This is a genomic window from Halocella sp. SP3-1, from assembly GCF_003953885.1.
Lineage (GTDB): Bacteria > Bacillota > Halanaerobiia > Halanaerobiales > DTU029 > Iocasia > Iocasia fonsfrigidae.
Window position 1 is genome coordinate 649,904 of the sequence record NZ_CP032760.1, and the last position, 24,510, is coordinate 674,413.

The following is a 24,510-nucleotide window of genomic DNA, read 5'->3' on the forward strand; positions in this document are numbered from 1 at the left end:
TTAAATAAGGGGGATAAAAGATGGCTGTGATGAGTATGCATTTATTTGTTTTGTTATTTTTTATGTTAGTTTTAGGTGTTCCAGTGGCAGTTGCCCTTGGTTTTTCTTCTTTAATTATTTTAATGTATTATCACCCCGTTCCATTTTGTGTAATACCACAGATGTTATGGTCAGGAACAGAATCATTTATACTTGTAGCAGTACCATTTTTCATTATGGCAGGAATAATAATGGAATCAGGGAAAATATCTGATAAATTAATTGACTTTTCTAATGCAATATTCAGCTGGTCAAAGGGAGGTCTTGGAGCAGCAAATATAATTGCCAGTTTTATATTTGGTGGAATATCTGGTTCTTCTGTAGCAGATACTGCTGCTATAGGTTCGATAATGATCCCGAAAATGACAGAAAATGGCTATGATAGAGATTATTCATCAGCTATAACAGTAATATCATCTACCTTAGCGGTGGTTGTCCCGCCAAGTATATTAATAGTTGTTTTAGGTGCTATTGCTGAACAATCTATTGCTCGGTTATTGATTGGAGGAATTATTCCAGGAGCCATGATGGCAGGTAGTATGTTAATTCAAAACTTTTTTATATCTAAAAAGCGAGATTATGGAACTTACAGCAAGTTTTCTATAAAAAATATCTGGAATGTCTCTAAAAAAAGTCTTTCAGCTCTTGGAGCCCCAGTTATAATCATCGGGGGTATATTAACTGGAACGGTAACACCAACAGAAGCAGGGGGATTGGCTGTATATTATACTATTTTCATTTCTTTATTTGTATTAAAAACATTGAACTGGAAAATATTCTATAAATTAATAATTGATACAGCAAAAATTACTGCTTCTGTAATGTTTGTAGTATCTTCTGCACGATTATTTACTTTTATTATTTCTTATGAAAATCTACCACAAATAATTGCAAATTATTTGTTTAATTTAACACATAGTCCGCTTATATTACTACTGTTAATTAATGTGTTTTTATTAATTGTAGGTATGATAATGGATGGGGTAGTTGCAATAATTATGCTTGCTCCTATTTTGTTTCCTATAGTCATGAGTGCTGGGATAGACCCAATACACTTTGGTGTACTATTTGTTATAAATTTGGCTATAGGTTTAGTGACTCCCCCTTTTGGAGTCTGTTTGTTTAGTGTTTGTAGTGTCTCTAAAATAAAAATGGAAAAACTTGTTAAGGCTGCTTTTCCTTTGTATTTATCACTTATAGTAGTATTACTAATTGTAACTTTATTTCCACAGATAGTTGTTTTTTTACCAAACTTAATGTTTAATTAAGCCATAGAGATAGTTGTAGTTGAAGTACGGTAAAAATTTATTAAATGTAATAAGATTTTTGAAATCGATGAATATGTATGAGACAATTTAAAAATAAAGAGGGTGAAAGAATAATGGATGTAATAACTATTGGTAGAGCAACAGTAGATTTATTTGCTAATGATTATAATGTACCATTGAAAGAAGTTAATTCTTTTACAAAGTATTTAGGTGGGTCCCCAGCAAATATTGCTACAGCAATAGCAAAGCTTGGTATAAAAACAGGTATAATATCAAAGGTTGGAATGGATGCCTGTGGGGAATATGTTATCAATTATTTAAAATCAAATAATGTAGATACATCTAACATATTTTTTGACAAAAAAGCTAGAACTGCAATTGCATTAGGAGAGATATTTCCACCAGATAATTTTAAAGTACTATTTTATAGGGAAAATTCAGCTGATTTAAAGCTTGCAATTGAAGATATAGATGAAAATTATATTAAAAAGGCAAAAATTTTAATAGTATCGGGAACTGCTTTATCAAGAAGTCCTTCGCGGGAAGCATGTTTATTGGCCATGAAATATGCAGAGAAAAATAATTTAAAGGTAATTATAGATTTAGATTATAGAGAAGAGACTTGGCCTTCTAAAGAAGTTGCATCTGTTTATTTGAATTTAGCTATGGGAAAAGCTGATATTGTTGTTGGTACAAAAAAAGAGGTTGCAATTGCAACAGGATTTTGTAATAATGATTATAAGGAGATTATGAAAAGGAAGAAAATAAATATATTTATTGTGAAAGATGGAAAAAATGGGGCGACCGCTTTTACTATTAAGGATACAATAAAAGTTCCAGCTTTTAAAGTCAAAGTGTTGAATACAGTAGGTGCTGGAGATGGTTTTCTTGGTGGATTTGTATATGGTTTATTAAATCAATTTACAATAAAAAAATCCCTAATATATGGATCGGCTGTGGGGGCAATGGCTGTTAAAAAACAATCTTGTTCTGACAGTTATCCTGATCTTAAGTCACTTCATAAATTTCTAAAAGATAATACAGTTGGATAAGAAGAGAGGAAACTAAATTATAATGAATAAAAAATCTGATATTCCTTTATATAAGCAAGTTAAAAATAATATTATAAAGAAAATTGAATCTGAAGAATTTTCTGTGGAAGAAAGAATACCTGGGGAAAATAAATTAATAAACATTTATGATGTAAGTCTAATTACTGTTAGAAAGGCAATTTCAGAGTTAGTAAATGAAGGGTATTTATATAGAATTCAGGGCAGAGGTACTTATGTAGCTAATAGGATGATGAATAGGCCTTTAAATGTTATGAGTTTTACAGAAAGTATGCGCGAAAAAAATTTTAATGTTACAACAAAATTACTAGAACTGGATTTAATTAAGGATGAATTTGTTGCAGACAAATTAAATATATCTGCTGTTAGTGAAATAATTAAAATAAAAAGATTAAGATATGTAGATCAAGAGGCAATTGCACTGCAAACTTCATATATCCCACATGAAATTCTTCCCTATAAAAAGGCTAATGAATTAAAAAAAGAAGGTTCTTTATATAAAATATTAAAAGGGTTAGGAACAGTACCAGCTAGAGCTCATGAAATTTACAAGGCAAAAATAATCAAAGATAAAGAGGTTAGTAAATTATTAAATAAAGGTATAGGTTCACCCATATTCTCTGCTGAAAGAATAACATATACAGTTTATAATAAGATCTTTGAATATGCTAAGTTTATATTGTCTGGAGATAAATATACAGTTGAAATGGAGTTGCGGAAATAGAAAAATTATTACTATATTAATTAAGATTATACGTCAGGCTACCTGGTCGTAAAACAACATAATATATTAACTTATGTCAAAGGGGCCTCTCATTTTGAGACAGCCCCTTTGTTCTGTGTGAGATCTATCACTGAATAATCCCGAGTATAATGCTATGCTTTATACATAAATATTTGAGGGGCTGATGTAAATGGAGAATAGATATTTTTCTATAGAGGAATCTCTGGCTGATATTACTGAAAAATATCCAGAATTGATTGCTCTATTGGTTAATAAAGGGTTTGTACAGTTAAAGGATGAAAAGAAGAGGAAAGAATTAGGTCGAGGTATTAGTTTAAAACAGGCCGCTGAACTGAAGGGTTTAAATCTGGAGAAGCTTGTTAAACTAATGCTAAAAGAGATTGAAATTAAAGATGACAGGACTGACATAACAGTAATAGAAAAGAGTGGAGAGGGGGATTTGAGGGTAGAGGGTCTTTTACCCTGTCCTGTAAGACTACCTCTTCTGGAAAGGCTGGAAACAGTCACAGCAAATATGTCCTCACCTGTATCCCTTGAGCTTAAGGCGGCTTCACAGGGGCTCGGCTGGCTGAAGGATAAGCTATCTGCAGGAATAGAAGCAAAAGACCTGGCTGATATCTTTATTTCTGCTGGTTTTGATCTTTTCTTTGACCAGAACTTGATGGAGGGTTTTCGCCAGCAGGGGGTATTTAAAGACAGTACAGGTATTAATGAATTAAATAGTGTGTTTAAAGATACCGGGGTTGATCTGCTTGATTCGGTGGGTGATTATGCAGTTCTGGCTGTTGTGCCGGCGGTGTTTTTGATAAATCGGGCAGAGCTTGCAGGGCGCCGGATACCCCACAGTTGGAGAGACATTCTATCTGGTGAATTCAGGGAGAGTGTTAGTCTGCCGGTCAGTGATTTTGACCTTTTTAATGCAATTCTGCTTAATATTTACCATCAATACGGCAGGGAAGGGGTTAAGAAGCTGGCAGTTTCCCTACTGAAGTCACAGCACCCATCACAGATGATTCAGCAGGGGGGGAGAAAGCAATCTGGTGAAGCGGCAGTAACGATTATGCCTTATTTTTTTACTAGAATGGCCGGGAGATTTCCCCACCTGGAATTTATCTGGCCGGAAGATGGGGCAATTATTAGTCCGATTTTTATGTTAATAAAAGAAGATAGTCTGCCGGCTGTTCAACCGCTAGTTGATTTTTTTGCCTCAGAAGAGGTGGCTGAGATTTTGGCCGGGCAGGGGCTTTTCCCCAGTGTATTACCTGGAATAGATAATGGTCTTGACAGAGAGGCCGGCTTTATGTGGCCTGGCTGGGATTTCCTGCGCAATGAAAACCCAGGTAGGATTATTGATGAATTAACAAAAGAGTTTAATAATCACTTAAAGGGGGTAGGATGATGAATCTTGTTACTTTTTCTGGACCGCCTTCTTCGGGCAAGACAGCTGTTATCTTAAAGACGATCAGGGCTTTAAGGGAGCGTAATATTAAAGCAGGTGTAGTGAAGTTTGACTGTCTTTATACTGATGATGATAAGCTTTATGCCAGAGAAGATATCCCAGTAAAAAAAGGTCTTGCTGGTTCCCTCTGCCCTGACCACTATTTTGTTAGTAATATTGAAGAAGTTGTCCAGTGGGGGAGAAAAAAGGGATTGGATCTACTGATAACTGAAAGCGCCGGTCTCTGCAACCGCTGTTCACCATATATTAAAGATATTAAGGCTGTCTGTGTGATCGATAATCTAAGTGGAATTAATACCCCCGTAAAATAGGTCCTATGTTAAAGACTGCTGATATTGTTCTTATTACCAAGGGTGATATAGTTTCTCAGGCAGAAAGAGAGGTTTTTGCCTCCAGGGTTAGGACAGTTAACCCTGATGCAGTGGTAATGCATATTAACGGGCTAACAGGACAGGGGGCCTATGAATTTTCAACACTCCTGGATACTGAAAAAGAAGATATAAAAACAGTAAGTGGAAAACGATTAAGGTTTTCCATGCCTTCAGCGATGTGTTCTTACTGTCTGGGAGAAAAGAGAATAGGGGAAGAACACCAGTTAGGTAATGTCAAAAAGATAGAATTGGGTGATGAAGATGAAGAGCAAAAATAGCCTTCAAGAGTTGTCTTTAGCTGAATTAATAGATAAATATCCTTATATAGAATCATTCCTCCTGGAGCAGAAATTCCCCCTTGTTCGTAAAGATTTAACTATCCTGGAGATCTATCATCAATTATCTGAGGGCGAGAAGGAGGATATAGTTATAGAGGGGGAGGAGTTTCTATCCAGGGTGAGTGCTTATATTGAGAATATGCAGGACTTTCTGGGTGAAAAAGAAACAGGGGTTGAACTGCTCTCATTGCTAGCGGGTAATGATAAGGATGGTAATCAGGAGCAGTATGAAAGGATAGATATAAAAAGTGGTGAAATTGTAGCACTCCTTGGCCCTACTGGTTCAGGTAAAAGTAGGCTGCTGGCCGATATTGAATGGGCAGCTCAGGGGGATAGTCCTACAGGGAGGACTATTTTGATTAATGGTGAGAAGGCAGCTAAAGAATGGAGAATGAACGGCAGCAAGAAATTAGTGGCTCAGCTTTCCCAGAATATGAATTTTGTCATGGACCTCTCTGTTGAAGAATTCCTTTACCTTCATGCTGAAAGCAGACTGTTGGAAAATGAACATGAACTGGTTAAAAAGGTTATTCAGAAAGCCAATGACCTTGCCGGGGAAACTTTTTCGGCTACCAGTCAGATAACCAGTCTAAGCGGCGGGCAGTCCCGGGCCCTGATGATCGCTGATACTGCGATTCTCAGTTCTTCCCCGATTATTCTTATTGATGAGATAGAAAATGCCGGGATAGACAGAGAGAAGGCCCTTGACCTCCTGGTAGGGGAAGAGAAAATTGTTTTAATGGCTACCCATGATCCAACTCTGGCCCTGATGGCTGACAGGAGGATTGTCATTAATAATGGAGCTATTGTCGATCTTATCGAAAGAAATAATAGAGAGAAGGGTATTTTAAGGGATTTAAAAATAGTGAATAATAAATTGGCTAAACTCAGGAAAGAACTTCGTTATGGTAAGAGGCCTTCTTTATTTGATTAAATAAGCACCTTGCATAATTACTGACCCAGCACTCCCGTTATCATAGATTAAGGTTGCACTGCCCTTTTTGATTTATAAATGCCATGTTAAGGTCAGTATTAGTCCATTGAGGATATGAAACTCCCTACGATCAGACAGAAAGACAGTCTCTTTCGTAATCAGCTTTACTAAATTCTGTAACCTTAATGTTCTTGCCTGGTCTACTTTGATACGGAGTGCCCTAAGCGCTCCGTTTTAATAGACTAGGCAACAATTCAATTATGCAAAAAGTTTATTATAAAAGAGTCTTAAATGAGAATAATTAGCTAACTTAAAATTATTATTCATATATTTAATATAGATTATAAAGTAGTATATGTGCAGGCAAACAATTTAATTTACTGCAAGTACTAGTGAACAGTGATAATAGTAGGTAATAATAATAATTAACGTTGTACAAATATTCTTATTTTTGATAAAACAAGAATAATAACTACTATTAATAACTATCTAGTTATGAAAACAAAATTTAATTATAGGGAGGTTAGTTTTTAAATGAATGTATATGAATTTGCTTTAGAGTTTGAACAGGAACATAGTTCTTATTATCTTGACTGTGCAGAGAAAACTAACAATAGTAAATTGAAGAAGGTTTTTAATGATCTGGCAGAGGAAGAACAGAAACATGCGAAAGTAGTTAAGGACTTAGCGGAAAAAAATAAAGTCAGTTATGTTAAATCAGATATCTTACCCAGAGTTAAGCAGGTGTTGGAGGAGATTGTTTCTGGTTTACCAACAAGTGTTATTCCTACTGAACAGGTAGATATCTATAAGCAGGCCAGGAAAATGGAGGAAAAAAGCCGGGAATTCTATCAGTCAAAGGCAGAAGAGACTGATTTAGAATTTGTAAAAAAGGTGTTTAAAGAACTTGCTGAAGAAGAAAGGAAACATGAAAACATTATGGTTAATATTGTTGAAATGGTTAATAGACCTAATACGTGGCTTGAAGATGCGGAATGGTATCACCATGAACAATATTAATAATCTAAAATTATTATGGTTACAAAGTGGAGGGGTCAGGATGGATTTTCAGAAAATTCCAAAGCTCTAAATACAGTTTTTGTCGGAGCAGTCCTGAAGGTCTTAAATCTCAAAATAGCTGAAGCTCTCAAAGTCATTAAAGAACATTTTGCTTATAAAAAGCTCTAGGAAGATAACATGATATTTTACAGCCCTGTGTATCTTTTAATAAGGTAAATACCTATCAGTGGTATAAGCAGCGAGTTTATAAACTTGCTGATAATTATGATGATAGTGATTACAATAAAGCCTTAAAAAAAGCTAATGAATGGGGAGAACAAATACCTATTGGAATTTTTTATCAGAAAGAGAAGAAAATATTTAGGGATAGGTTTTCTCAATTGGATGATAGACCACTTGTAGAAAAAGAGATTAATCCCCTGCGAGTTAAACCATTTTTGCTTGATTTTAAGTAAAACAGGAATGAATCTATCTCTTATAGAAATAGGTGAAGGATAAGTTTCTTATTAAGTAAAATATAATATTTATTCTAAAAGTACAGTCAAAAGACTGTACTTTTCTTACTTAAGACTGTACTAAAGTGATATTTATTAACTAGAATTTTTAATTTATACTTATATTAAATAACTATATTAAGCGCCATTATTGGATTTTAATATAGAATATACTTGAGAAAGGAGAGATAATCAACAAAATAATGCCTAAAATTTTGATTAAATGATAAAACTTAGCTATAATATAATTATAATAGCTAAGTTTTATCAAAGGAGTGGGTATTTATGATTATTAGTAGTACAGAGGTTCAGAATAATTTTGGGAAATACCTTAGGCTGGTAAATGAGGAAGATATAATTATAAGCAGAAATGGTAAAAAGGTAGCTAGGTTAGTTAAGTATTTTGGGGACAATGATTATATTATATGTGAAGGGTCATCTATGTACAGCCATGAAGGGAAAAAGGTAACATATGATGAGTTTCTAAAGATTGTTAGAGAAAGTGAAAATAGATATGAATATATAGATGGACAGGTTTACTTATTGGCCTCTCCAAAGTTCAGGCATCAAATGATAGTAATTAAAATCTCCAGTAGGCTATTATCCTGGTTTAATAATAGTGAATGTCAACCACTTACTTCCCCTTTTGATGTGACACTTTATAAAGATAATAAGGCTAATGTAGTACAGCCAGATTTGTTAGTTATTTGTGACCAGGAGAATATTGAAGAAGATGGCAGCTACATGGGAATCCCTACCCTGGTAGTAGAGGTGCTTTCGGAATCCAGCAGGAGTAAGGATATTATTCAAAAAATGGATCTATATATGCATAGTGGAGTAGCAGAGTACTGGATAGTAAATCCTTTTTCAGAAGAAGTAAATATATATTTATTTAAAAAAAACCAGGTAGAAAATATACTGACCTTTAAGAAAAAAGAAATAGCAGAATCCTTTGTTTTCCAGGGACTGAAGATAGATTTAAAGGAAGTATTTGTTTAGATTTCCCCAAGAAAATTTTTTGTTTCGTAGTATTGCAGGTATTAAGGTAGAGTAGGGAATATTAACATAATTTTAACAATATATTCATAAAAAAGAAATATAGATACTCTATAATTTGTTCATAATGGAGATTAGGTAATATATGATGTCAGTTCTCTAGTATCAAAAATGGAGGGGGGATATATAGAATAATTAAGGTGAATGGTATATATTGTTTGTATAAAGTTTGCTAAATTAATTGAGGGGGATTTGATGACAAATGATTAAATTTAATAAGACCTGGAAGTCAGCAATTTTGCTATTGGTTTTTTTATTAAGTTTTACGGCTTTAATTTTAGCTGCTGATAAAGAAGTACATATTACTATTCTTGGGACCACAGATGTACATGGAAATATCATGAATTACGATTATTACGGGGTTCATACTTATTCACAGGGCTTTGCTATGGTTAATACAATGGTAAAGAGAATCAAAAGTGAAAATCCTAATACTATTTTGATTGATGCAGGGGATCTTATTCAGGGTACCCCTCTTACCTATTATTATGGGAAAAAGATGAAGCCAGATAAAAACTACCCAATGACTAAGATTATGAATCTTATGGGTTATAGTGCCGGAGCTGTAGGTAACCATGAATTTAATTATGGTCAGGATACCCTCCACAAGATAATTGACACAGCAGATTTTCCTGTATTATCTGCCAATATTATTAAGGAATCTGATGGATCTTTGGAATTCACTCCCTATACCATTGTAGATGTAGAAGGGGTCAAAGTTGCTATTTTGGGTTTAACTACTCAGGCGACTACTGCTTCAGAGATTGAAGGACTAAGGATCTTGAATCCACTGGATGTAGCGAAAGAGTATGTTAAAAAATTAAAGGAAGAAGAAAAGGTTGACCTGGTCTTTATTTCAGCCCATTTTGGTCTGGATCCTGAAGAAAGAGAAGGCAATTATGCCAGGCCTATAGCCCAGGAAGTTCCTGGGGTAGACGGGATTTTAACAGGCCATGACCATGCTTTTGTTGATATAGAAGAGATGGGTCCAGAGGGATATACTGTTCCGATACTTATGCCTTATAAATGGGGTCGGGCTCTTGCTAGATATGATTTTTATTTAAAAAGAGATAATGCTAAATGGGTTATAGATAGGGATAAGACAGAACATCAGGTATATGACTTAAGGAAAATGGAACTTGAACCTGACCAAGAAATATTACTTGCCGGGAAAAGTTACCACCAAGAAACATTAGAATATACAGGTACAGTTATAGGTACAGCTACTGCTGACTTTAAAAAAGGTTATCAGGATGAGATAAAAGGTATTTCTCAGGGTAAACTTCAGGATACTCCTTTAGTTAATCTAGTAAATGCTGTTCAGATGAAATATGCTAAAGCAGATATTTCTTTGGCAGCTGAATTTGCTGCAACAGCAAATATTAAAAAAGGTGATATTACAATTAATGATTTATCATCAATTTATATTTATGAAAACTATCTTTATGGTATCAAAATTACTGGAAGTGAATTAAAAAAATTATTAGAATTTGAGGCCCGGTATTACCGACAGGTTAAAGATGGAGATGCTACCATTGCCTTTAACGATAGTATTCCTGGTTATAATTATGATATGTTTAATATTACTTTTGATATTGACCTTTCTAAGCCTGCTCCTGAAAGTGCTGCTGACTTAGAAGATGGTAAACAGTTCAGGATTTACAACCTGAAAAGGGATGGGAAATTGGTTAAAGATAATGATAAATTTATCCTTGCCCTAAATGATTATAGATTCCAGAGTTGGGGAAAAAAGATGCACGGTGGTTTCCTTTATGCTATGGGAATCAAAAGTAAAGAAGAAGCCATGAAAAGGGTTGTATTTAGTTCTCAGGAGAAATATGGTGATGAGGGACAGGTAAGGAACTTGATGATTAGCTATGTTAAAGAAAAAGGGACTATCTCCCCTCTAGTAGATGATAATTGGCATTTGACTGGTTTTGATTTTTCTGACCTAGTGGGTAGAGATGAAATGGTTCAGCTCATCAATGAAGGTATAATTAGTGTCCCAACTAAAGGTAGGTTTGGAGTTAACTATCAAGCAATAAATCTTTATGAAAAACCAGAAAAAGAAGAAATTAGTTTGATTTCTGAAAAGACAAATATTCCTGTGAAAATACTAGAAAAATTCCAGACTAAAGGAGAACTCTATAAAAATGTAGTTATTTTAAGGGATAACTATAAAAAGGTAAGCATCTTATCCATTAATGACTTCCATGGCGCCCTGGCTCAAGGTGGTTCAAATATTGGTTCTTCCAGACTGGCTGGTGCTATTAAGAGTGAAAAGGTTAAAAATCCTGATAGTACTATTATAGTATCAGCTGGAGATAATTATCAGGGTAGTGCCATGTCCAATCTACTATATGGTGAACCTGTGTCAGCTGTTTTTAGAGAAATGGGTATTGAGGCATCAGCAGTGGGTAACCATGAATTTGACTGGGGTGATGACAGGATTAACCGGTGGGGAGAAGAAGGGGGATTCCCCTTTGTTGCGGCTAATATTTATGATAAGAGGACTGGCCAACCTGTTTCCTGGGCAAAACCCTATGTCTTTATTGAGAGAAAGGGAGCGGTTATTGCCTTTATTGGTATTGCCACACCGGAGACAGCTTACAAAACACTTAAAGCTAATGTAGAAAATTATGAGTTTAGGGATCCGGTTGACACACTTAAAACCTGGGTGCCTATAGTACAGATGGCCGGTTCTGATGCTATTGTTGCCCTGACACATTGTGGTGCTTTTCAAGATAAGGATGGTAGTATAACTGGTGAAGCTGTTGATTTAACATATGTTAAGGGAGTAGATGCTGTAATATCAGCACATACTCATCAGAAGGTAAGTGGTTATGTGAATGGTAAACCACTGGTACAGGCTTATAAATATGGCAGGACACTAGGGAAACTGGAATTTATCTTTGATCAAAATGATAGGTTGATTAGTGCCAAGCCTTCAATAGACAATCTTTATAAAAGGCAGGATGAGCTTAAAGATGACCCGGAGACGTTGAAAATATATAATAAGTATAATAATGAAATGAAACCTGTACTGGAAAGGGTTATAGGGAAAACGACTGTTAATTTATGGCATGACAGATATGAAGGCCCATCTTTACTTGGAGAATGGGCAACCGAGGTAATGAAGGAAAAAGCTAGTGTTCAAATAGCTATGACCAATGGTGGGGGTTTAAGAACCAGTATACCTGCTGGAGAAATAACAGTAGGTAAAATGTATGAGGTAATGCCTTTTGATAATACCCTATTTACCATGAAATTATCTGGGGCTGATATCAGGGCCAATATTGAACATGGGATATTAAATGAAGATATAGGTTGGATTCAGGTCTCTGGCGTGAAGGTAGTCTATAATTCTGATAAAGAAGCAGGTAACAGGATTATTTCAATAACACTGGAAGATGGTACACCACTGGAGATGGATAAGTATTATACTGTGGTAACAAATGATTTTATGGCTACTGGAGGAGATGACTATAAGTTTGAAAATGCCAGAAAAGCGGTGAATACTTTTATTCCCTTAAGGGAAACTTTGATAGAAGCAGTAGAGAAGTCTGGGACTTTATCTCCAGTTAAAAAGAATTGGATTATAGAGTTGAAAAAAATTACTTTGCTTACTCACTTGAAGATTGCTGGATAAGTAAATTAAATAAACCTGGATTTAAAGTGAGAGCAGCATGAAAATCATGCTGCTTTCTTTTATAAAAAAGTGTGAGTGTGGGTTAAGAAGTAGGATGTAAGAAATTAGATGTATATCTAGTAAGAGGGTTCAAATATACAAAACGGAAGGAGAGAAGGCAAATTTCTTTGTTTACTTACTAAAAAAAGGTATTTGCTGAATCAAATGAGAAAACCTTTATTGTTTATTTTGCCTGTAATAATTCTAATTATTATATTTTTAATATTTTTTATAGATGCTAATAAAGATAGAGAGAAAAATGAAGGTATTAATTATGTAAGGGCAAAAATTGTCAAGGTAATTGATAGTAGGCTTAAAGAGGAAGAAGACATCCCTGATGCCTATGTCGGGTCACAGAAAGTAAAGGTTAGGATATTGAATGGAAAATTTAAAGGGTTGGAGTTAATAATAACTAATTCCAGGTTACATGGTGATCTGGTTTATGATGTTATCGCTGAAGAAGGGATGGAGGTGGTTCTGGCAATAGATGAAAAGGAAGGAAAACTCCATTCAGCTCTAATAGATAATTATGTCAGGGATAGGGTTATTTACTTTCTTATATTTCTCTTTATACTTGCCTTAATTGGAGTAGGTAGAGTAAAAGGGATAATGGCATTTCTTTCTTTAATTACTACAGGTTTTTTGATAGTATATTTTATGATGCCCCTAATATTTAGAGGCTATAGTCCTATTTTATTAATTATTATTATTGTTTCTGTAATTACTTGTATAACACTGTTATCTATTGGTGGATTTAATAAAAAGAGTTCTGCCGCTATAATAGGGACTGTTATAGGAGTAATAATTGCAGGTGTAATATCACTAATTTCTGGCAGATTGGCTCACCTTACCGGGATTACAGGGGAGGCCAGTGAACAGCTTATTTATATAATGGGTGATTTTCCCATTAATATTAAAGGTATTATGTTTGCCGGTATTATTATTTCATCACTTGGGGCAGTTATGGATGTGGCTATGTCAATTGCTGCTACAATTTTTGAAATTCATAATCAGGTACCAGGACTGAGTAGGACAGAGTTAATTAAATCAGGTATAAATGTTGGTAAGGATATTGTAGGTACTATGGCCAATACATTAATTCTTGCCTTTACAGGTGGTTCTTTAAGTATGATGTTATTGCTTATGGCTTATAATGTCCCTTATTTCAGGGCAATAAATCTAAACTCAGTCAGTACTGAAATAATTCAGGGGTTAGCAGGTAGTATCGGGCTTATATTAACAGTTCCGATTACTTCTGTGGTAGCTGTTTTTTTAATTAAGCAAAAATAATAATTTAAAAAGGACAGGTGACCTTTTTTAACGAAACATTGTATAATTAAATGCACGGGGTAATAAAAAAATAGACACATATCTGTATCTTCGATATAATGTTAAGCACCACACAAAACATTAGGAGGATACAGAATATGCGTCAAACTCATTATAACATACAAAGAAAAAAAGGAAAACACTTAACTCTAGAAGATAGAAAAATCATAGCTCATTTATATAATAAGCAAGGAAAAAATTATACTGAGATAGCCCGAGAGATGAACAGCCATAGAACCACTATTAGTAGAGAAATTAAAAAAGGAATTACAATCCTAAAGGACTACATGTGGAGAGATAAGGGAGAATATATTCCTGAGATAGCTCAGGGTGTATATGATACTAATGCATCAGCAAAAGGGCCTAAACTTAAAATAGGAAAAAACTTTGATTTAGCAAGTTTTATAGAAGAAAAAATTAAAGAGAAATATTCACCAGAAGTAATAGCATTAATGATTGATGAAAGTGATAAATTTGATATATCAATTCATTGGAAAACAATTTATAATTATATAGATCAAGGGATATTACAGATTGAAAGAAATAACTTAATCTATGGTGAATATAGAAAGAAAAAAAGGAAGCCGAAAGAGAGTCAAAGAACAAAAAATCATAAACAAAACAGGACAATAAGAGACCGACCAAATGAAGCAGATAAGCGGCAAGAGGTTGGACATTGGGAGATGGATTTAGTTGAAGGTAGAAAGGGCAAGAATGAACCATATTTACTTGTATTGAGTGAAAGAACAAGTCGTAAAGAGATAATAGAATTAATTCCAAATAAAACCCAGGAATCAGTGATAAAAGGCCTAGATAGAATTGAGCGACGCCATGGAGTAGTTAAATTTAGAAAGATATTTAAAACAATTACAACAGACAATGGGTCTGAATTTAAAGATTATGAGGGTATTGAAGAGTCTTTTACAGGGAGTAGTATTCCTAGGACAAAACAGTATTATTGTGATGCATACTGCAGCTGGCAAAGAGGAACAAATGAGAACATAAATAAGATGATCCGTAGGTTTCTACCCAAAGGAATTAGCTTCAAAGGATTAACCAGAAATAAAGTTAAAAGAATACAAGAATTTATAAATACCTACCCGAGAAAAATCTTTGAGTTCAAAACGTCTAGAGAAATATTTAAGGAAAAGACATTTAATGTTGCTTAACATATATTAACAAATATTGAAGATGAAAATATTTTAAAAAACCGTGCATTTTAACTTGCAATTAATATGACCTTTTTTAACTTTAATTTTATTTGACATAAAATGAAACTTGGCGTATAATAATAGAAATTAATAAAATATTAAGTAAAGGCATTGAACAGGGAAAGTAGTTAAGATTAGTTATTTATAGCGAGCTGGGATCTGGTGTGAGCCTGGTAATGGCTATTTTAATGAAGTTCCCCTGGGAGCTGTCAGATTGAATTATTTTAGTAGGTCTGACCGGAAGCCGACCGTTAAAGGTGGCAAGCTATAGAAAAGAGATTTTCCGTAGTTGTTAAAGTGGGTATTATTTAGATAATATCAAACAGGATGGTACCGCGAGAGTAACCCCTCGTTCCTTTATATAAAGGAACGAGGGGTTTTTTAATTTACTTTTAAAAAAAATTAAAGGGGTGTTATTGATGATTGTTGTTATGAAAAACAAAGCAGAAGAGAAGGATGTTAAAAAAGTAGAAAACAGGATTGAAGAATTGGGTTATAGGGCACATACAATTCAGGGGACAAATAAGACGGTGATTGGAATTGTGGGGGATTTGGACCGGCGTGAATTGGTTGAATCACTAGGGGGATATGTTGAAATTGAGAAAATGGTACCGATACAGGAACCATATAAGCTGGTGGGTAGGACATTTAAGGATACAGCAACTGAAATAAAGCTGTCAGATGACCTTATCATTGGAGGGAAAAAGGTAGTAATTATGGCCGGACCCTGTTCTATTGAGGGGGAGGAGCAGATTATGGAGACTGCTAGAGCAGTGAAAAAGGCTGGTGCTAGTATATTAAGGGGTGGTGCCTTCAAACCGCGGACTTCCCCCTACAGTTTCCAGGGACTGGGAGAAGAGGGTCTTAAATTATTGAAAAAAGCCGCAGATGAGACCTGCTTAAAGGTAATTACAGAGGTGATGGACCCGCGTGATGTTGAACTGGTAGGTAGATATACTGATATTTTTCAGGTAGGGGCTCGGAATATGCAGAATTTTTATCTGCTTAAAGAGCTTGGTCATGCTGAACTACCGGTAATGTTAAAAAGGGGCTTAAGTGCCAGTTATAATGAGTTTTTAATGGCTGCCGAGTATATTATGTCAGAGGGTAATTATAATGTAATTCTCTGTGAAAGGGGAATTAGAACCTTTGAAGACTATACCAGAAATACACTTGATCTAGTAAGTATACCAGTTTTAAAGAATTTAAGTCATCTACCAGTAGTGATTGACCCCAGTCATGGTACAGGGGATTGGCGTCTGGTCGGTCCTGCTGCTAAAGGAGCAGTAGCTATGGGAGCAGATGGTTTAACTATTGAAGTTCACCCTGAACCTGCTAAAGCCCTGAGTGATGGGCAGCAATCCCTTAAACCAGCTAAATTTGAAAGCCTGTTGGAAGAATTGGAGGGTATAGCAGAGGTCAGTGGAAGGGATTTATAAAATAAGTAGGGCTGTTATTTTTATAACAGCTCTATAATTTTTTTTACTATTTTCACTTATTGTTGTATAATTATGGTAGCTAAACATTTAGAGAGGGGTTTAAGATGTGCTAGTCAAGGAGTTAATAGACAGAGTAAAAAAGGGAGTAAAGAAGTTGACAGATAAATTATATATACTAGATGAACTTAGAGAAAGTAGTGAGAAGAAGATCTTACATATAAGTGATACACCAGATCTAATCTACCCCTTTATTTTTGAGGCTATTGACCGTCTTAGAGCAGATGTTGTTATTCACACAGGGGATTTAGCCGATAATGTTAAGTTGGGTTCCGGGGCGCCATTAGACCTGTATAAGCAAAAAGCCGGTATACTGATTGAGGGTCTTGTAGCAAGACAGTGGGCTGATATCTATATTGTCCCTGGAAACCATGATGCAGGGGATTTTATAGAAGGGTTAGGTAGTAGGGTCAAAATAATGGAGGAGGGTAGTCTGATTACTGTTAATGGAATAGAGATAGGACTAGCCCATTATGGGAACAGACTGCCGGAAAAGGCTGATATTAAACTTTATGGGCATAATCTTAAAAATTATGAGGAGGAGGGAACAGTGGTTTTAAATGGAATAATGAATATCAGCGTTATTTTAATACCCTCACTTAAGATATACCCTATATCTTATCCCCTGGTTACAGCCCAGGAAAGAAAGTATAAGAGACTAAAACTCCCATGAGGGAAAGGAGGATTTTATGAATTTTATTAGAAAGGGTCCTGGATACTTATTTTTCAGGACAGAAAAGACAGATAATTTAGAAAAGGCCCTAAAAGATTTTTTAAATGGGCAGGCTTTACGACTTACTGATGCCCTGGAAAGGGCAGAGGAAGACATGACTATTGCTTTTGTAAGTGAGGCTAAAGAAGATTTTGATGGGGTTGATGTTACTGAAAGTATTATTATGCTCCCCACTACACCACTGGTAACTATGGAAGAATTAATAAATCTGGGGATTGCTGAGCTGATTAACAAAGTGGAACTGGGGGCAGGCCAGCTGGTAATGCGTATACCAGAAGATGGTCAGGAGATAATAAAACAATTAAAGGAAAACTATAATGCCCATCTGGTTAATATAATAGAAGGGATTAAGCAGGGTAAAACAGGTGATACAATCTTAAGTTTTACTGAAGAGCCAATTAAGACCAGGGTAAGTTCATTGCAGATGGTAAAAACCAACCTTTTGATAGAAAAGCCTGTTAATGTAATACATAAGGAACTCAGGCGTGATGTGGTAAGACATATAACCCACGGTTTAGAGGAGACCCAGTGGTATGAACTTAAGATTAATATCTATGATTCAGGGAATATGTATGAAGAACAGTATAAAAGATTAGTAACAGCTCTGGCTGACCTGGAATTAGGTTTTATACTAGGGGAATCCTGGACTAAAGACCATGCTGTTGCCCTCTTATCAGTAATAGCTTATCAAATAAGGCTATTTACTATCCTGTCGCCCAAAAAAATCAAAAAAATTCTGATAGGCCTGGAATACGACCAGGATGGAGAAAGGATTGTCGATTATGACCTTTATTATAACAGCAAAAAAGTGCAGTGGTTTGAGGTAGTTAGCCAGGGGGTAAGGACAAATCGCCCGAATATGGCTGCTAGGTGTAGGGAATCTTTATTGAGTGAACTATCACAGGAGGCCGTGGAAAAAATACAAACAATCGAGGATAAAATTAAAGCTAAGAAGAATTAAATTAAAAACAACCACAGCAGGAAAATACTGTGGTTGTTTTCTTTAATTTATAAATATAATTATTCTTATTATAACGGTATTTTATTATTTATTAGTAGATGCCTAAGAGGAGAAGAATAAGGATTAAGAAGATGATAAAAGCACAATTGTCACCACAAACTCCATAGTCGCCCATAATGACCCTCCTTTCTTACTGTTTGTTATATTATATGGTTTTTTCTGCAAATAGTTCATCATTAGGACAAATATATTATAATAGTAAATAGTATAATGTTCTCTATGAAAAAAGGGATTAATTAATAGCTATTATAATGGTAGGTCAAAAATTCTGTCTACACTGCAGATATTTGCAGAACGGATTAATACCCGGTCAAAAGACCCGTTTTGTTGTACAAACTGGCCAGTATTGGGGTTCCAGACTCTGACTATGACACCAGGTCTTTCTGCAGATGGAGTAAGTTCAACACTCTCATTGCTTATTAACTCCAGAACACCCCGGGCTACCTTGAGGACACCATCACAACAAAATTCGATAATTACGTCATCATCCTGGAAATTCTCCAGTCTCGATCCAAAACTGTCTAGATTAACCACTTTATCACTCCTTTTAATATTTTATATATGATGATATATAATAAGATATGCATAATACCATATAATGTGAATCAGTAGTATCTGAATCTAAAAAGAGGACTATAATTGTTAAATTTTAGCCTATCATGTGATAAATATCATAGTATTTATTATCACTGGCCTTTATAATTATACTTGTAATCAAAACAAATGGATGAAGGGGGAATTGTGAGGATGAGTATGTTTTGTTATCAATGTCAGGAAACAGCTAAAAATGAAGGGTGTACAATCAGGGGTGTCTGCGGTAAAACCGAAGATGTGGCCAATCTCCAGGATTTATTAGTTTACTTACTTAAGGGTATTTCAGTCTATGCCCGTAAGGCTGGCGAACTGGAGATAGCAGATAAGACAGTGGGCCGTTTTATTACAGAGAGCCTTTTTACTACTATTACTAATGTAAGTTTTGACCCAGCACGTTTTGAGGGGAGAATAAAAGCAGCCTTGGAATTAAGGGAGAGTATTGCTGCTAAGTTTAAAGAGGCCTATCAAGAGAAAGAAGGGAAGGTATTTAGTGATGTTCTGCCGGATATGTGTACCTGGTACAGTGATCATAGTAAAGATTATTACCTGAAGGGTGCAGAAATAGGTATCCTTAATATAGAAGATGAAGATATCAGGTCTTTAAAAGAGCTTCTTACTTACGGCCTGAAGGGGATGGCAGCATATACTGAACATGCCTATGTCTTAGCTGAAGAAGATGAGGAAATATATGAATTTATGATTGAAGGACTGGCAGCAACAGCAGATCAAGATATTTCAGTTAATAAACTAATAGGCTTAGTTATGCGCTGTGGTGAGCTTGCAGTACAGACAATGGCCCTGCTGGATAAAGCTAATACTGGGTCATATGGTAATCCAGAGCCGACAGAGGTAAATATCGGTGTTGGTGATAGGCCGGGCATATTAATCAGCGGTCATGACCTTAAAGACCTGGAGGAACTGCTTGTACAGACAGCTGGTAAAGGGATAGATGTCTATACACATGGAGAAATGCTGCCTGCTAATTCTTATCCAGCCTTTAAAAAATATGAACATTTTGTAGGGAATTATGGTAATGCCTGGTGGCAGCAGACGGGTGAATTTGAGAAGTTTAACGGACCTATCTTGATGACAACTAACTGCCTGGTACCACCCAGGGAAAGCTATCAAGATAGGGTATATACCACTGGTGTAGTTGGTTTTCCCGGGGTTAAACACATTGATGACCGGGAGGATGGTAAGCAGAAGAATTTCTCAGCTATTATTGAACATGCTTTAAGGTGTGAGCCTCCAGCAGAATTAGAAAAAGGTAGTATTATGGGTGGGTTTGCCCATGAGGCTGTCTTAAGTGTTGCTGATAAGGTAGTTGAAGCTGTTAAAGCTGGCAAGATAAAACGCTTTGTAGTAATGGCTGGTTGTGATGGAAAGCATAAGGGAAGGGATTATTATACCGATCTGGCCGAAAAGTTGCCTGAAGATACGGTGATATTAACAGCAGGTTGTGCTAAATACAGATATAATAAACTGGAGCTGGGTGATATTGATGGAATACCCCGTGTACTTGATGCCGGACAGTGTAATGATTCATATTCACTGGTAGTAATTGCCCAGAAACTTGCTGAAGCCTTTGGGGTTGATGATATTAATGAACTCCCTATATCCTATGATATAGCCTGGTATGAGCAGAAGGCTGTTACTGTCTTATTAGCTTTACTATATCTGGGGGTTAAAGGAATACGTTTAGGACCAAGCCTACCGGCTTTTATATCTCCAGGTGTTCTAAAGGTATTAGTAGATAAATTTGATATTAAAGGAATTAATACTGTGGGAGATGACCTTGAAGCAATTATGGCTGGAGAGTAGAATAAAAAAGGGGGGTAACTAACCCCTTTTTTATATAAAACAAGGGCTGGATAAAGAACCAGCCCTTATATTTTTGTCTAAAAACTGTTGTCTTTCAATTCAAAAGGTTATGTGATTTGACAGCAATTTTTAATTGTATTATACTAAGACTGAATGTAAATATACATTATTACATTATATAAATGGGGGGAAAAAATAAATGGGTAAAACTATGAAGACCATGGATGGTAATACTGCTGCTGCTCATGTGGCATATGCCTTTACTGAAGTAGCTGGTATCTATCCTATTACTCCATCTTCACCTATGGCTGAATATGTTGATACATGGAGTGCTCATGGTCGCAAGAACATTTTTGGACAGCGGGTTAAGCTTACTGAGATGCAATCTGAAGGAGGGGCATCTGGTGCAGTACACGGTTCTTTAGCAACCGGGGCACTGACTACTACATTTACTGCTTCTCAGGGATTGCTGTTAATGATCCCTAATATGTATAAAATTGCTGGGGAATTATTACCTGGTGTATTCCATGTAAGTGCTCGCTCAGTGGCAACCCAGGCATTGTCGATTTTTGGTGATCACTCTGATGTAATGGCAGCAAGACAAACAGGTTTTGCTATGCTAGCTTCAGGTAGTGTCCAGGAAGTTATGGATCTAGCTGGTGTAGCCCACCTGGCAGCTATTAAGTCCAGTATTCCATTTTTACATTTCTTTGATGGTTTCCGCACCTCACATGAGATACAGAAAGTTGAGGTTATGGATTATGATGACTTAGCTAAGTTAGTTGATTATGATGCGGTTAAGAGATTCAAACACAATAGTTTAAATCCTGAACGTCCTGTGACAAGGGGTACTGCGGAAAATCCAGATATCTTCTTCCAGGCTCGTGAATCCTGTAACAGCTTTTATGATGCTGTGCCTGATATTGTGGCAGATTATATGGAAGAGATTAGTAAGGTCACAGGTAGGGAATACCGTCCTTTCAATTATGTTGGTGCAGAAGATGCTGAATATGTAGTTATTGCGATGGGTTCTGTAACAGATACCATTGATGAGACTGTTGAGTATCTGACCAGTAAGGGTGAGAAGGTTGGACTTATTAAGGTTCGTCTCTACCGTCCATTCTCAGAAAAATATTTATTAGAGGCACTGCCTGAAACAGTCAAGAAGATTGCTGTTTTAGATAGGACGAAGGAACCGGGTGCTGTAGGTGAACCCTTATATGAAGATGTAAGGAGCCTGTTCTATGATAAAGAAGATGCACCTATTGTAGTTGGTGGCAGGTATGGTCTGAGTTCTAAAAATACTACACCAACACAGATTAAGGCTGTTTTTGAAAATCTCAAGCAAGACCAGTCTAAAAACAATTTTACTGTTGGTATTGTTGATGATGTTACTAATACATCATTAGAATTAGGAGATAAAATAAATACAGCCCCCGAGGGAACTGTACGCTGTAAATTCTGGGGTATGGGTTCTGACGGTACTGTTGGTGCTAATAAGAATGCTATTAAGATTATTGGTGACAATACTGATAAATATGCCCAGGGATATTTCTCCTATGACTCCAAGAAATCAGGTGGTGTAACAGTATCACACCTTCGTTTTGGAGATAATCCAATTAAATCTACTTATCTAATTGAAGAAGCTGATTATGTAGCCTGTCATAAGGAATCATATGTCAACCAGTTTGATCTACTGGATGGACTAAAAGATGGTGGGACTTTTGTGCTTAATTGTACCTGGTCTAAAGATGAATTAGATGAAAAACTCCCTGCCGGTATTAAAAAATATCTGGCTGAGCATAATATTGATCTTTATATTATAAACGCCTTTGAGATAGCTGCTGAAGTAGGTCTTGGCGGCAGGATAAATATGGTTATGCAGACTGCTTTCTTTAAATTGGCCAAAATTATTCCTGTAGATGAAGCAGTTAAATACCTGAAAGAGGCGATTAAGAAAAGTTATGGACATAAGGGAGACAAGATTGTAAAGATGAACTATGATGCAGTAGACAAGGCCCTTGATGCCCTGGAAAAAGTTGAAGTACCAGCTGACTGGGCCAATATCGGTAGTGAAGCTGCTGCTACAATTGAGGAAGACAAACCAGAATTTATTAAAAATATACTGGAACCAATTGCCCAGCAGAAGGGTGATGACCTGCCTGTAAGTGCGTTTGTTGGCTGCGAAGATGGACATTTCCCACAGGGTACTTCTGCTTATGAAAAACGTGCAATTGCTATTAATATACCTGAGTGGCAGATGGATAAATGTATTGAATGTAACCAGTGTGCTATCTCCTGTCCACATGCAGTAATCAGACCCTTCCTGCTTAATGAGGAAGAGGCTGCTAATGCCCCTGAGGGTTTTGCCGCCAAAGAGGCTAAGGGTAAACAGTTTGAAGGTTTAGTATACCGACTTCAGGTCAGTGCTTTAGACTGTACGGGATGTGGTGTTTGTGCTAATGTATGTCCTGTAGGTGCCCTGGAAATGAAACCTGCTGGGGAACAGATTGATAATCAGCAAGAAAATTGGGAATATGCGATAAACAATATAGCTATTAAAGATGAGTTAATGAACAAATACTCTGTTAAAGGTAGTCAGTTCTGTCAGCCATTACTTGAATTCTCAGGTGCCTGTGCTGGTTGTGGTGAAACACCCTATGCTAAGTTAATAACACAGTTGTTTGGTGATAGAATGATTATAGCCAATGCTACTGGTTGTTCATCAATCTGGGGTGGTTCAGCACCAAGTACACCATATACAACCAATGAAGACGGACACGGTCCAGCCTGGGCTAATTCACTCTTTGAAGATAATGCCGAGTATGGCTATGGTATGTATCTGGGTATGGAACAAAATAGGGATAGACTTGCTGATTTAGCACAGGAACTTATTAAAGCCAACTTAGGTGAAGACCTTAATGATGCCTTACAAAACTGGCTTGGTAATAAGGACCTTGGTGCAGAATCCAAGGCAGCAACAATTCAGTTGATTCCTGTATTAAGTAAATATGCAGACAATGATCTGGCGGCTGAAATCTTAGATATGAAGGAATACCTGACCAAGAAGTCACAGTGGATCTTCGGTGGAGACGGCTGGGCTTATGATATCGGTTATGGTGGTCTTGACCATGTACTTGCTTCTGGTGATGATGTCAATGTAATGGTCTTTGATACTGAGGTATATTCCAATACAGGTGGTCAGTCCTCCAAGGCTACACCAACTGCTGCTGTAGCTAAATTTGCTGCTTCTGGTAAGAAGATACGCAAGAAAGATCTTGGACAGATGGCAATTAGTTATGGTTATGTATATGTTGCTCAGATTGCCCTTGGTGCCAATATGAATCAAACCCTTAAAGCACTTAAAGAAGCAGAGGCTTATCCAGGACCGTCCCTGATAATTGCCTATGCTCCATGTATAAATCATGGGCTTAAAGCTGGTATGGGCTGCAGTGTTGAGCAAGAAAAGAATGCTGTTCAAGCAGGATACTGGCACCTATATAGGTTTAATCCTGAGCTTGAAGAAGAAGGTAAAAATCCATTTAGTTTAGATTCTAAAGAACCTACTGAATCATTCCAGGATTATCTTAAGAGTGAGGTTCGTTATACATCACTTGAAAAGACCTTCCCTGAAATTGCTAAAGAATATTTCCAAAAAGCCGAAAAAGATGCTAAGGCTAGATATGAGTCCTATAAACGTCTGGAGTCTTCTTTTGCTAAGGGAAATGAATAACCCTGGATATATATTGTCCAAATAAAGGTATTAAGGCAGTGGGAGACTACTGTCTTAATACCTTTTAATTATCTAGCAGAAAATTCATCT

At 36.1% G+C, this 24,510-nt stretch carries 17 protein-coding genes, 1 pseudogene and 1 other annotated feature; of the genes and pseudogenes, 17 read left to right on the forward strand and 1 reads right to left on the reverse strand.

Going from position 1 to position 24,510, the window contains the following annotated elements; all coding sequences use genetic code 11:
* The first annotated feature begins 20 nt into the window (after positions 1–20).
* From D7D81_RS03070 to D7D81_RS03140, 15 genes and pseudogenes are all read left to right on the forward strand, one after another.
* Positions 21–1,307, forward strand: coding sequence for a TRAP transporter large permease (locus D7D81_RS03070; protein WP_125987203.1), 1,287 nt, complete (start codon positions 21–23; stop codon positions 1,305–1,307).
* A gap of 113 nt (positions 1,308–1,420) precedes the next feature.
* Positions 1,421–2,359, forward strand: coding sequence for a 5-dehydro-2-deoxygluconokinase (gene iolC / locus D7D81_RS03075; protein ID WP_164522096.1), 939 nt, complete (start codon positions 1,421–1,423; stop codon positions 2,357–2,359).
* Positions 2,360–2,381: 22 nt separating this feature from the next.
* Positions 2,382–3,101 (forward strand): GntR family transcriptional regulator, encoded by a 720-nt coding sequence (locus D7D81_RS03080; protein WP_125987207.1) that lies wholly within the window; start codon positions 2,382–2,384, stop codon positions 3,099–3,101.
* 190 nt (positions 3,102–3,291) lie between these two features.
* Complete coding sequence (locus tag D7D81_RS03085; RefSeq protein ID WP_125987209.1) at positions 3,292–4,521, forward strand: ABC transporter substrate-binding protein; 1,230 nt, start codon at positions 3,292–3,294, stop codon at positions 4,519–4,521.
* Positions 4,521–5,230, forward strand: a pseudogene (locus D7D81_RS20195) (GTP-binding protein). The gene D7D81_RS03085 and the pseudogene D7D81_RS20195 overlap by 1 nt, the downstream one beginning before the upstream one ends.
* Positions 5,214–6,224: an ATP-binding cassette domain-containing protein gene (locus D7D81_RS03095; protein WP_125987211.1), complete on the forward strand. Its 1,011-nt coding sequence runs from the start codon at positions 5,214–5,216 to the stop codon at positions 6,222–6,224. The pseudogene D7D81_RS20195 and the gene D7D81_RS03095 overlap by 17 nt, the downstream one beginning before the upstream one ends.
* A gap of 534 nt (positions 6,225–6,758) precedes the next feature.
* Positions 6,759–7,244 (forward strand): ferritin-like domain-containing protein, encoded by a 486-nt coding sequence (locus tag D7D81_RS03100; RefSeq protein WP_125987213.1) that lies wholly within the window; start codon positions 6,759–6,761, stop codon positions 7,242–7,244.
* Positions 7,245–7,426: 182 nt separating this feature from the next.
* Positions 7,427–7,699, forward strand: a complete 273-nt coding sequence (locus tag D7D81_RS03105) for a hypothetical protein (protein ID WP_125991879.1) — start codon at positions 7,427–7,429, stop codon at positions 7,697–7,699.
* A 324-nt stretch (positions 7,700–8,023) separates the two neighbouring features.
* Positions 8,024–8,737, forward strand: a complete 714-nt coding sequence (locus tag D7D81_RS03110) for a type II toxin-antitoxin system Phd/YefM family antitoxin (protein WP_125991881.1) — start codon at positions 8,024–8,026, stop codon at positions 8,735–8,737.
* Between the two features lie 259 nt (positions 8,738–8,996).
* Positions 8,997–12,443, forward strand: coding sequence for a 5'-nucleotidase C-terminal domain-containing protein (locus tag D7D81_RS03115; RefSeq protein ID WP_125987215.1), 3,447 nt, complete (start codon positions 8,997–8,999; stop codon positions 12,441–12,443).
* A 192-nt stretch (positions 12,444–12,635) separates the two neighbouring features.
* Positions 12,636–13,772, forward strand: coding sequence for a YibE/F family protein (locus D7D81_RS03120; protein WP_164522097.1), 1,137 nt, complete (start codon positions 12,636–12,638; stop codon positions 13,770–13,772).
* Between the two features lie 137 nt (positions 13,773–13,909).
* Positions 13,910–14,980 (forward strand): IS30 family transposase, encoded by a 1,071-nt coding sequence (locus D7D81_RS03125; RefSeq protein ID WP_125987219.1) that lies wholly within the window; start codon positions 13,910–13,912, stop codon positions 14,978–14,980.
* Between the two features lie 144 nt (positions 14,981–15,124).
* Positions 15,125–15,382 (forward strand) — a binding site (T-box leader).
* A gap of 59 nt (positions 15,383–15,441) precedes the next feature.
* Positions 15,442–16,461 carry a 3-deoxy-7-phosphoheptulonate synthase gene (gene aroF, locus D7D81_RS03130; protein WP_125987221.1) on the forward strand — a complete coding sequence of 340 codons (1,020 nt, stop codon included), beginning with the start codon at positions 15,442–15,444 and terminating at the stop codon, positions 16,459–16,461.
* A gap of 106 nt (positions 16,462–16,567) precedes the next feature.
* Entirely contained in the window at positions 16,568–17,191 is a 624-nt protein-coding gene (locus tag D7D81_RS03135; protein WP_125987223.1) for a metallophosphoesterase, read from the forward strand.
* Positions 17,192–17,207: 16 nt separating this feature from the next.
* A complete protein-coding gene (locus D7D81_RS03140; RefSeq protein ID WP_125987225.1) occupies positions 17,208–18,212 on the forward strand; it encodes a hypothetical protein in 1,005 nt (334 codons plus the stop codon).
* A 306-nt stretch (positions 18,213–18,518) separates the two neighbouring features.
* On the opposite strand, the gene D7D81_RS03145 is transcribed toward D7D81_RS03140, so the two are convergent.
* Positions 18,519–18,806 (reverse strand): hypothetical protein, encoded by a 288-nt coding sequence (locus D7D81_RS03145; protein ID WP_125987227.1) that lies wholly within the window; start codon positions 18,804–18,806, stop codon positions 18,519–18,521.
* 213 nt (positions 18,807–19,019) lie between these two features.
* Here D7D81_RS03145 and hcp point away from each other — a divergent pair, with 213 nt between their 5' ends.
* Both hcp and nifJ read left to right on the forward strand, forming a co-directional pair.
* Positions 19,020–20,687: a hydroxylamine reductase gene (hcp, locus tag D7D81_RS03150; RefSeq protein ID WP_125987229.1), complete on the forward strand. Its 1,668-nt coding sequence runs from the start codon at positions 19,020–19,022 to the stop codon at positions 20,685–20,687.
* Positions 20,688–20,886: 199 nt separating this feature from the next.
* On the forward strand, positions 20,887–24,420 hold the full coding sequence (nifJ, locus tag D7D81_RS03155; RefSeq protein ID WP_125987231.1) for a pyruvate:ferredoxin (flavodoxin) oxidoreductase: 3,534 nt from the start codon (positions 20,887–20,889) through the stop codon (positions 24,418–24,420).
* Positions 24,421–24,510: the final 90 nt, after the last annotated feature.

Coding starts and splice junctions, on each gene's coding strand:
- iolC (WP_164522096.1), top strand. CDS start 1,421: ATGGATGTAATAACTATTGGTAGAGCAACAGTAGATTTATTTGCTAAT.
- D7D81_RS03115 (WP_125987215.1), top strand. CDS start 8,997: ATGATTAAATTTAATAAGACCTGGAAGTCAGCAATTTTGCTATTGGTT.
- aroF (WP_125987221.1), top strand. CDS start 15,442: ATGATTGTTGTTATGAAAAACAAAGCAGAAGAGAAGGATGTTAAAAAA.
- D7D81_RS03085 (WP_125987209.1), top strand. CDS start 3,292: ATGGAGAATAGATATTTTTCTATAGAGGAATCTCTGGCTGATATTACT.
- hcp (WP_125987229.1), top strand. CDS start 19,020: ATGAGTATGTTTTGTTATCAATGTCAGGAAACAGCTAAAAATGAAGGG.
- D7D81_RS03110 (WP_125991881.1), top strand. CDS start 8,024: ATGATTATTAGTAGTACAGAGGTTCAGAATAATTTTGGGAAATACCTT.
- D7D81_RS03100 (WP_125987213.1), top strand. CDS start 6,759: ATGAATGTATATGAATTTGCTTTAGAGTTTGAACAGGAACATAGTTCT.
- nifJ (WP_125987231.1), top strand. CDS start 20,887: ATGGGTAAAACTATGAAGACCATGGATGGTAATACTGCTGCTGCTCAT.
- D7D81_RS03070 (WP_125987203.1), top strand. CDS start 21: ATGGCTGTGATGAGTATGCATTTATTTGTTTTGTTATTTTTTATGTTA.
- D7D81_RS03140 (WP_125987225.1), top strand. CDS start 17,208: ATGAATTTTATTAGAAAGGGTCCTGGATACTTATTTTTCAGGACAGAA.
- D7D81_RS03095 (WP_125987211.1), top strand. CDS start 5,214: ATGAAGAGCAAAAATAGCCTTCAAGAGTTGTCTTTAGCTGAATTAATA.
- D7D81_RS03080 (WP_125987207.1), top strand. CDS start 2,382: ATGAATAAAAAATCTGATATTCCTTTATATAAGCAAGTTAAAAATAAT.
- D7D81_RS03125 (WP_125987219.1), top strand. CDS start 13,910: ATGCGTCAAACTCATTATAACATACAAAGAAAAAAAGGAAAACACTTA.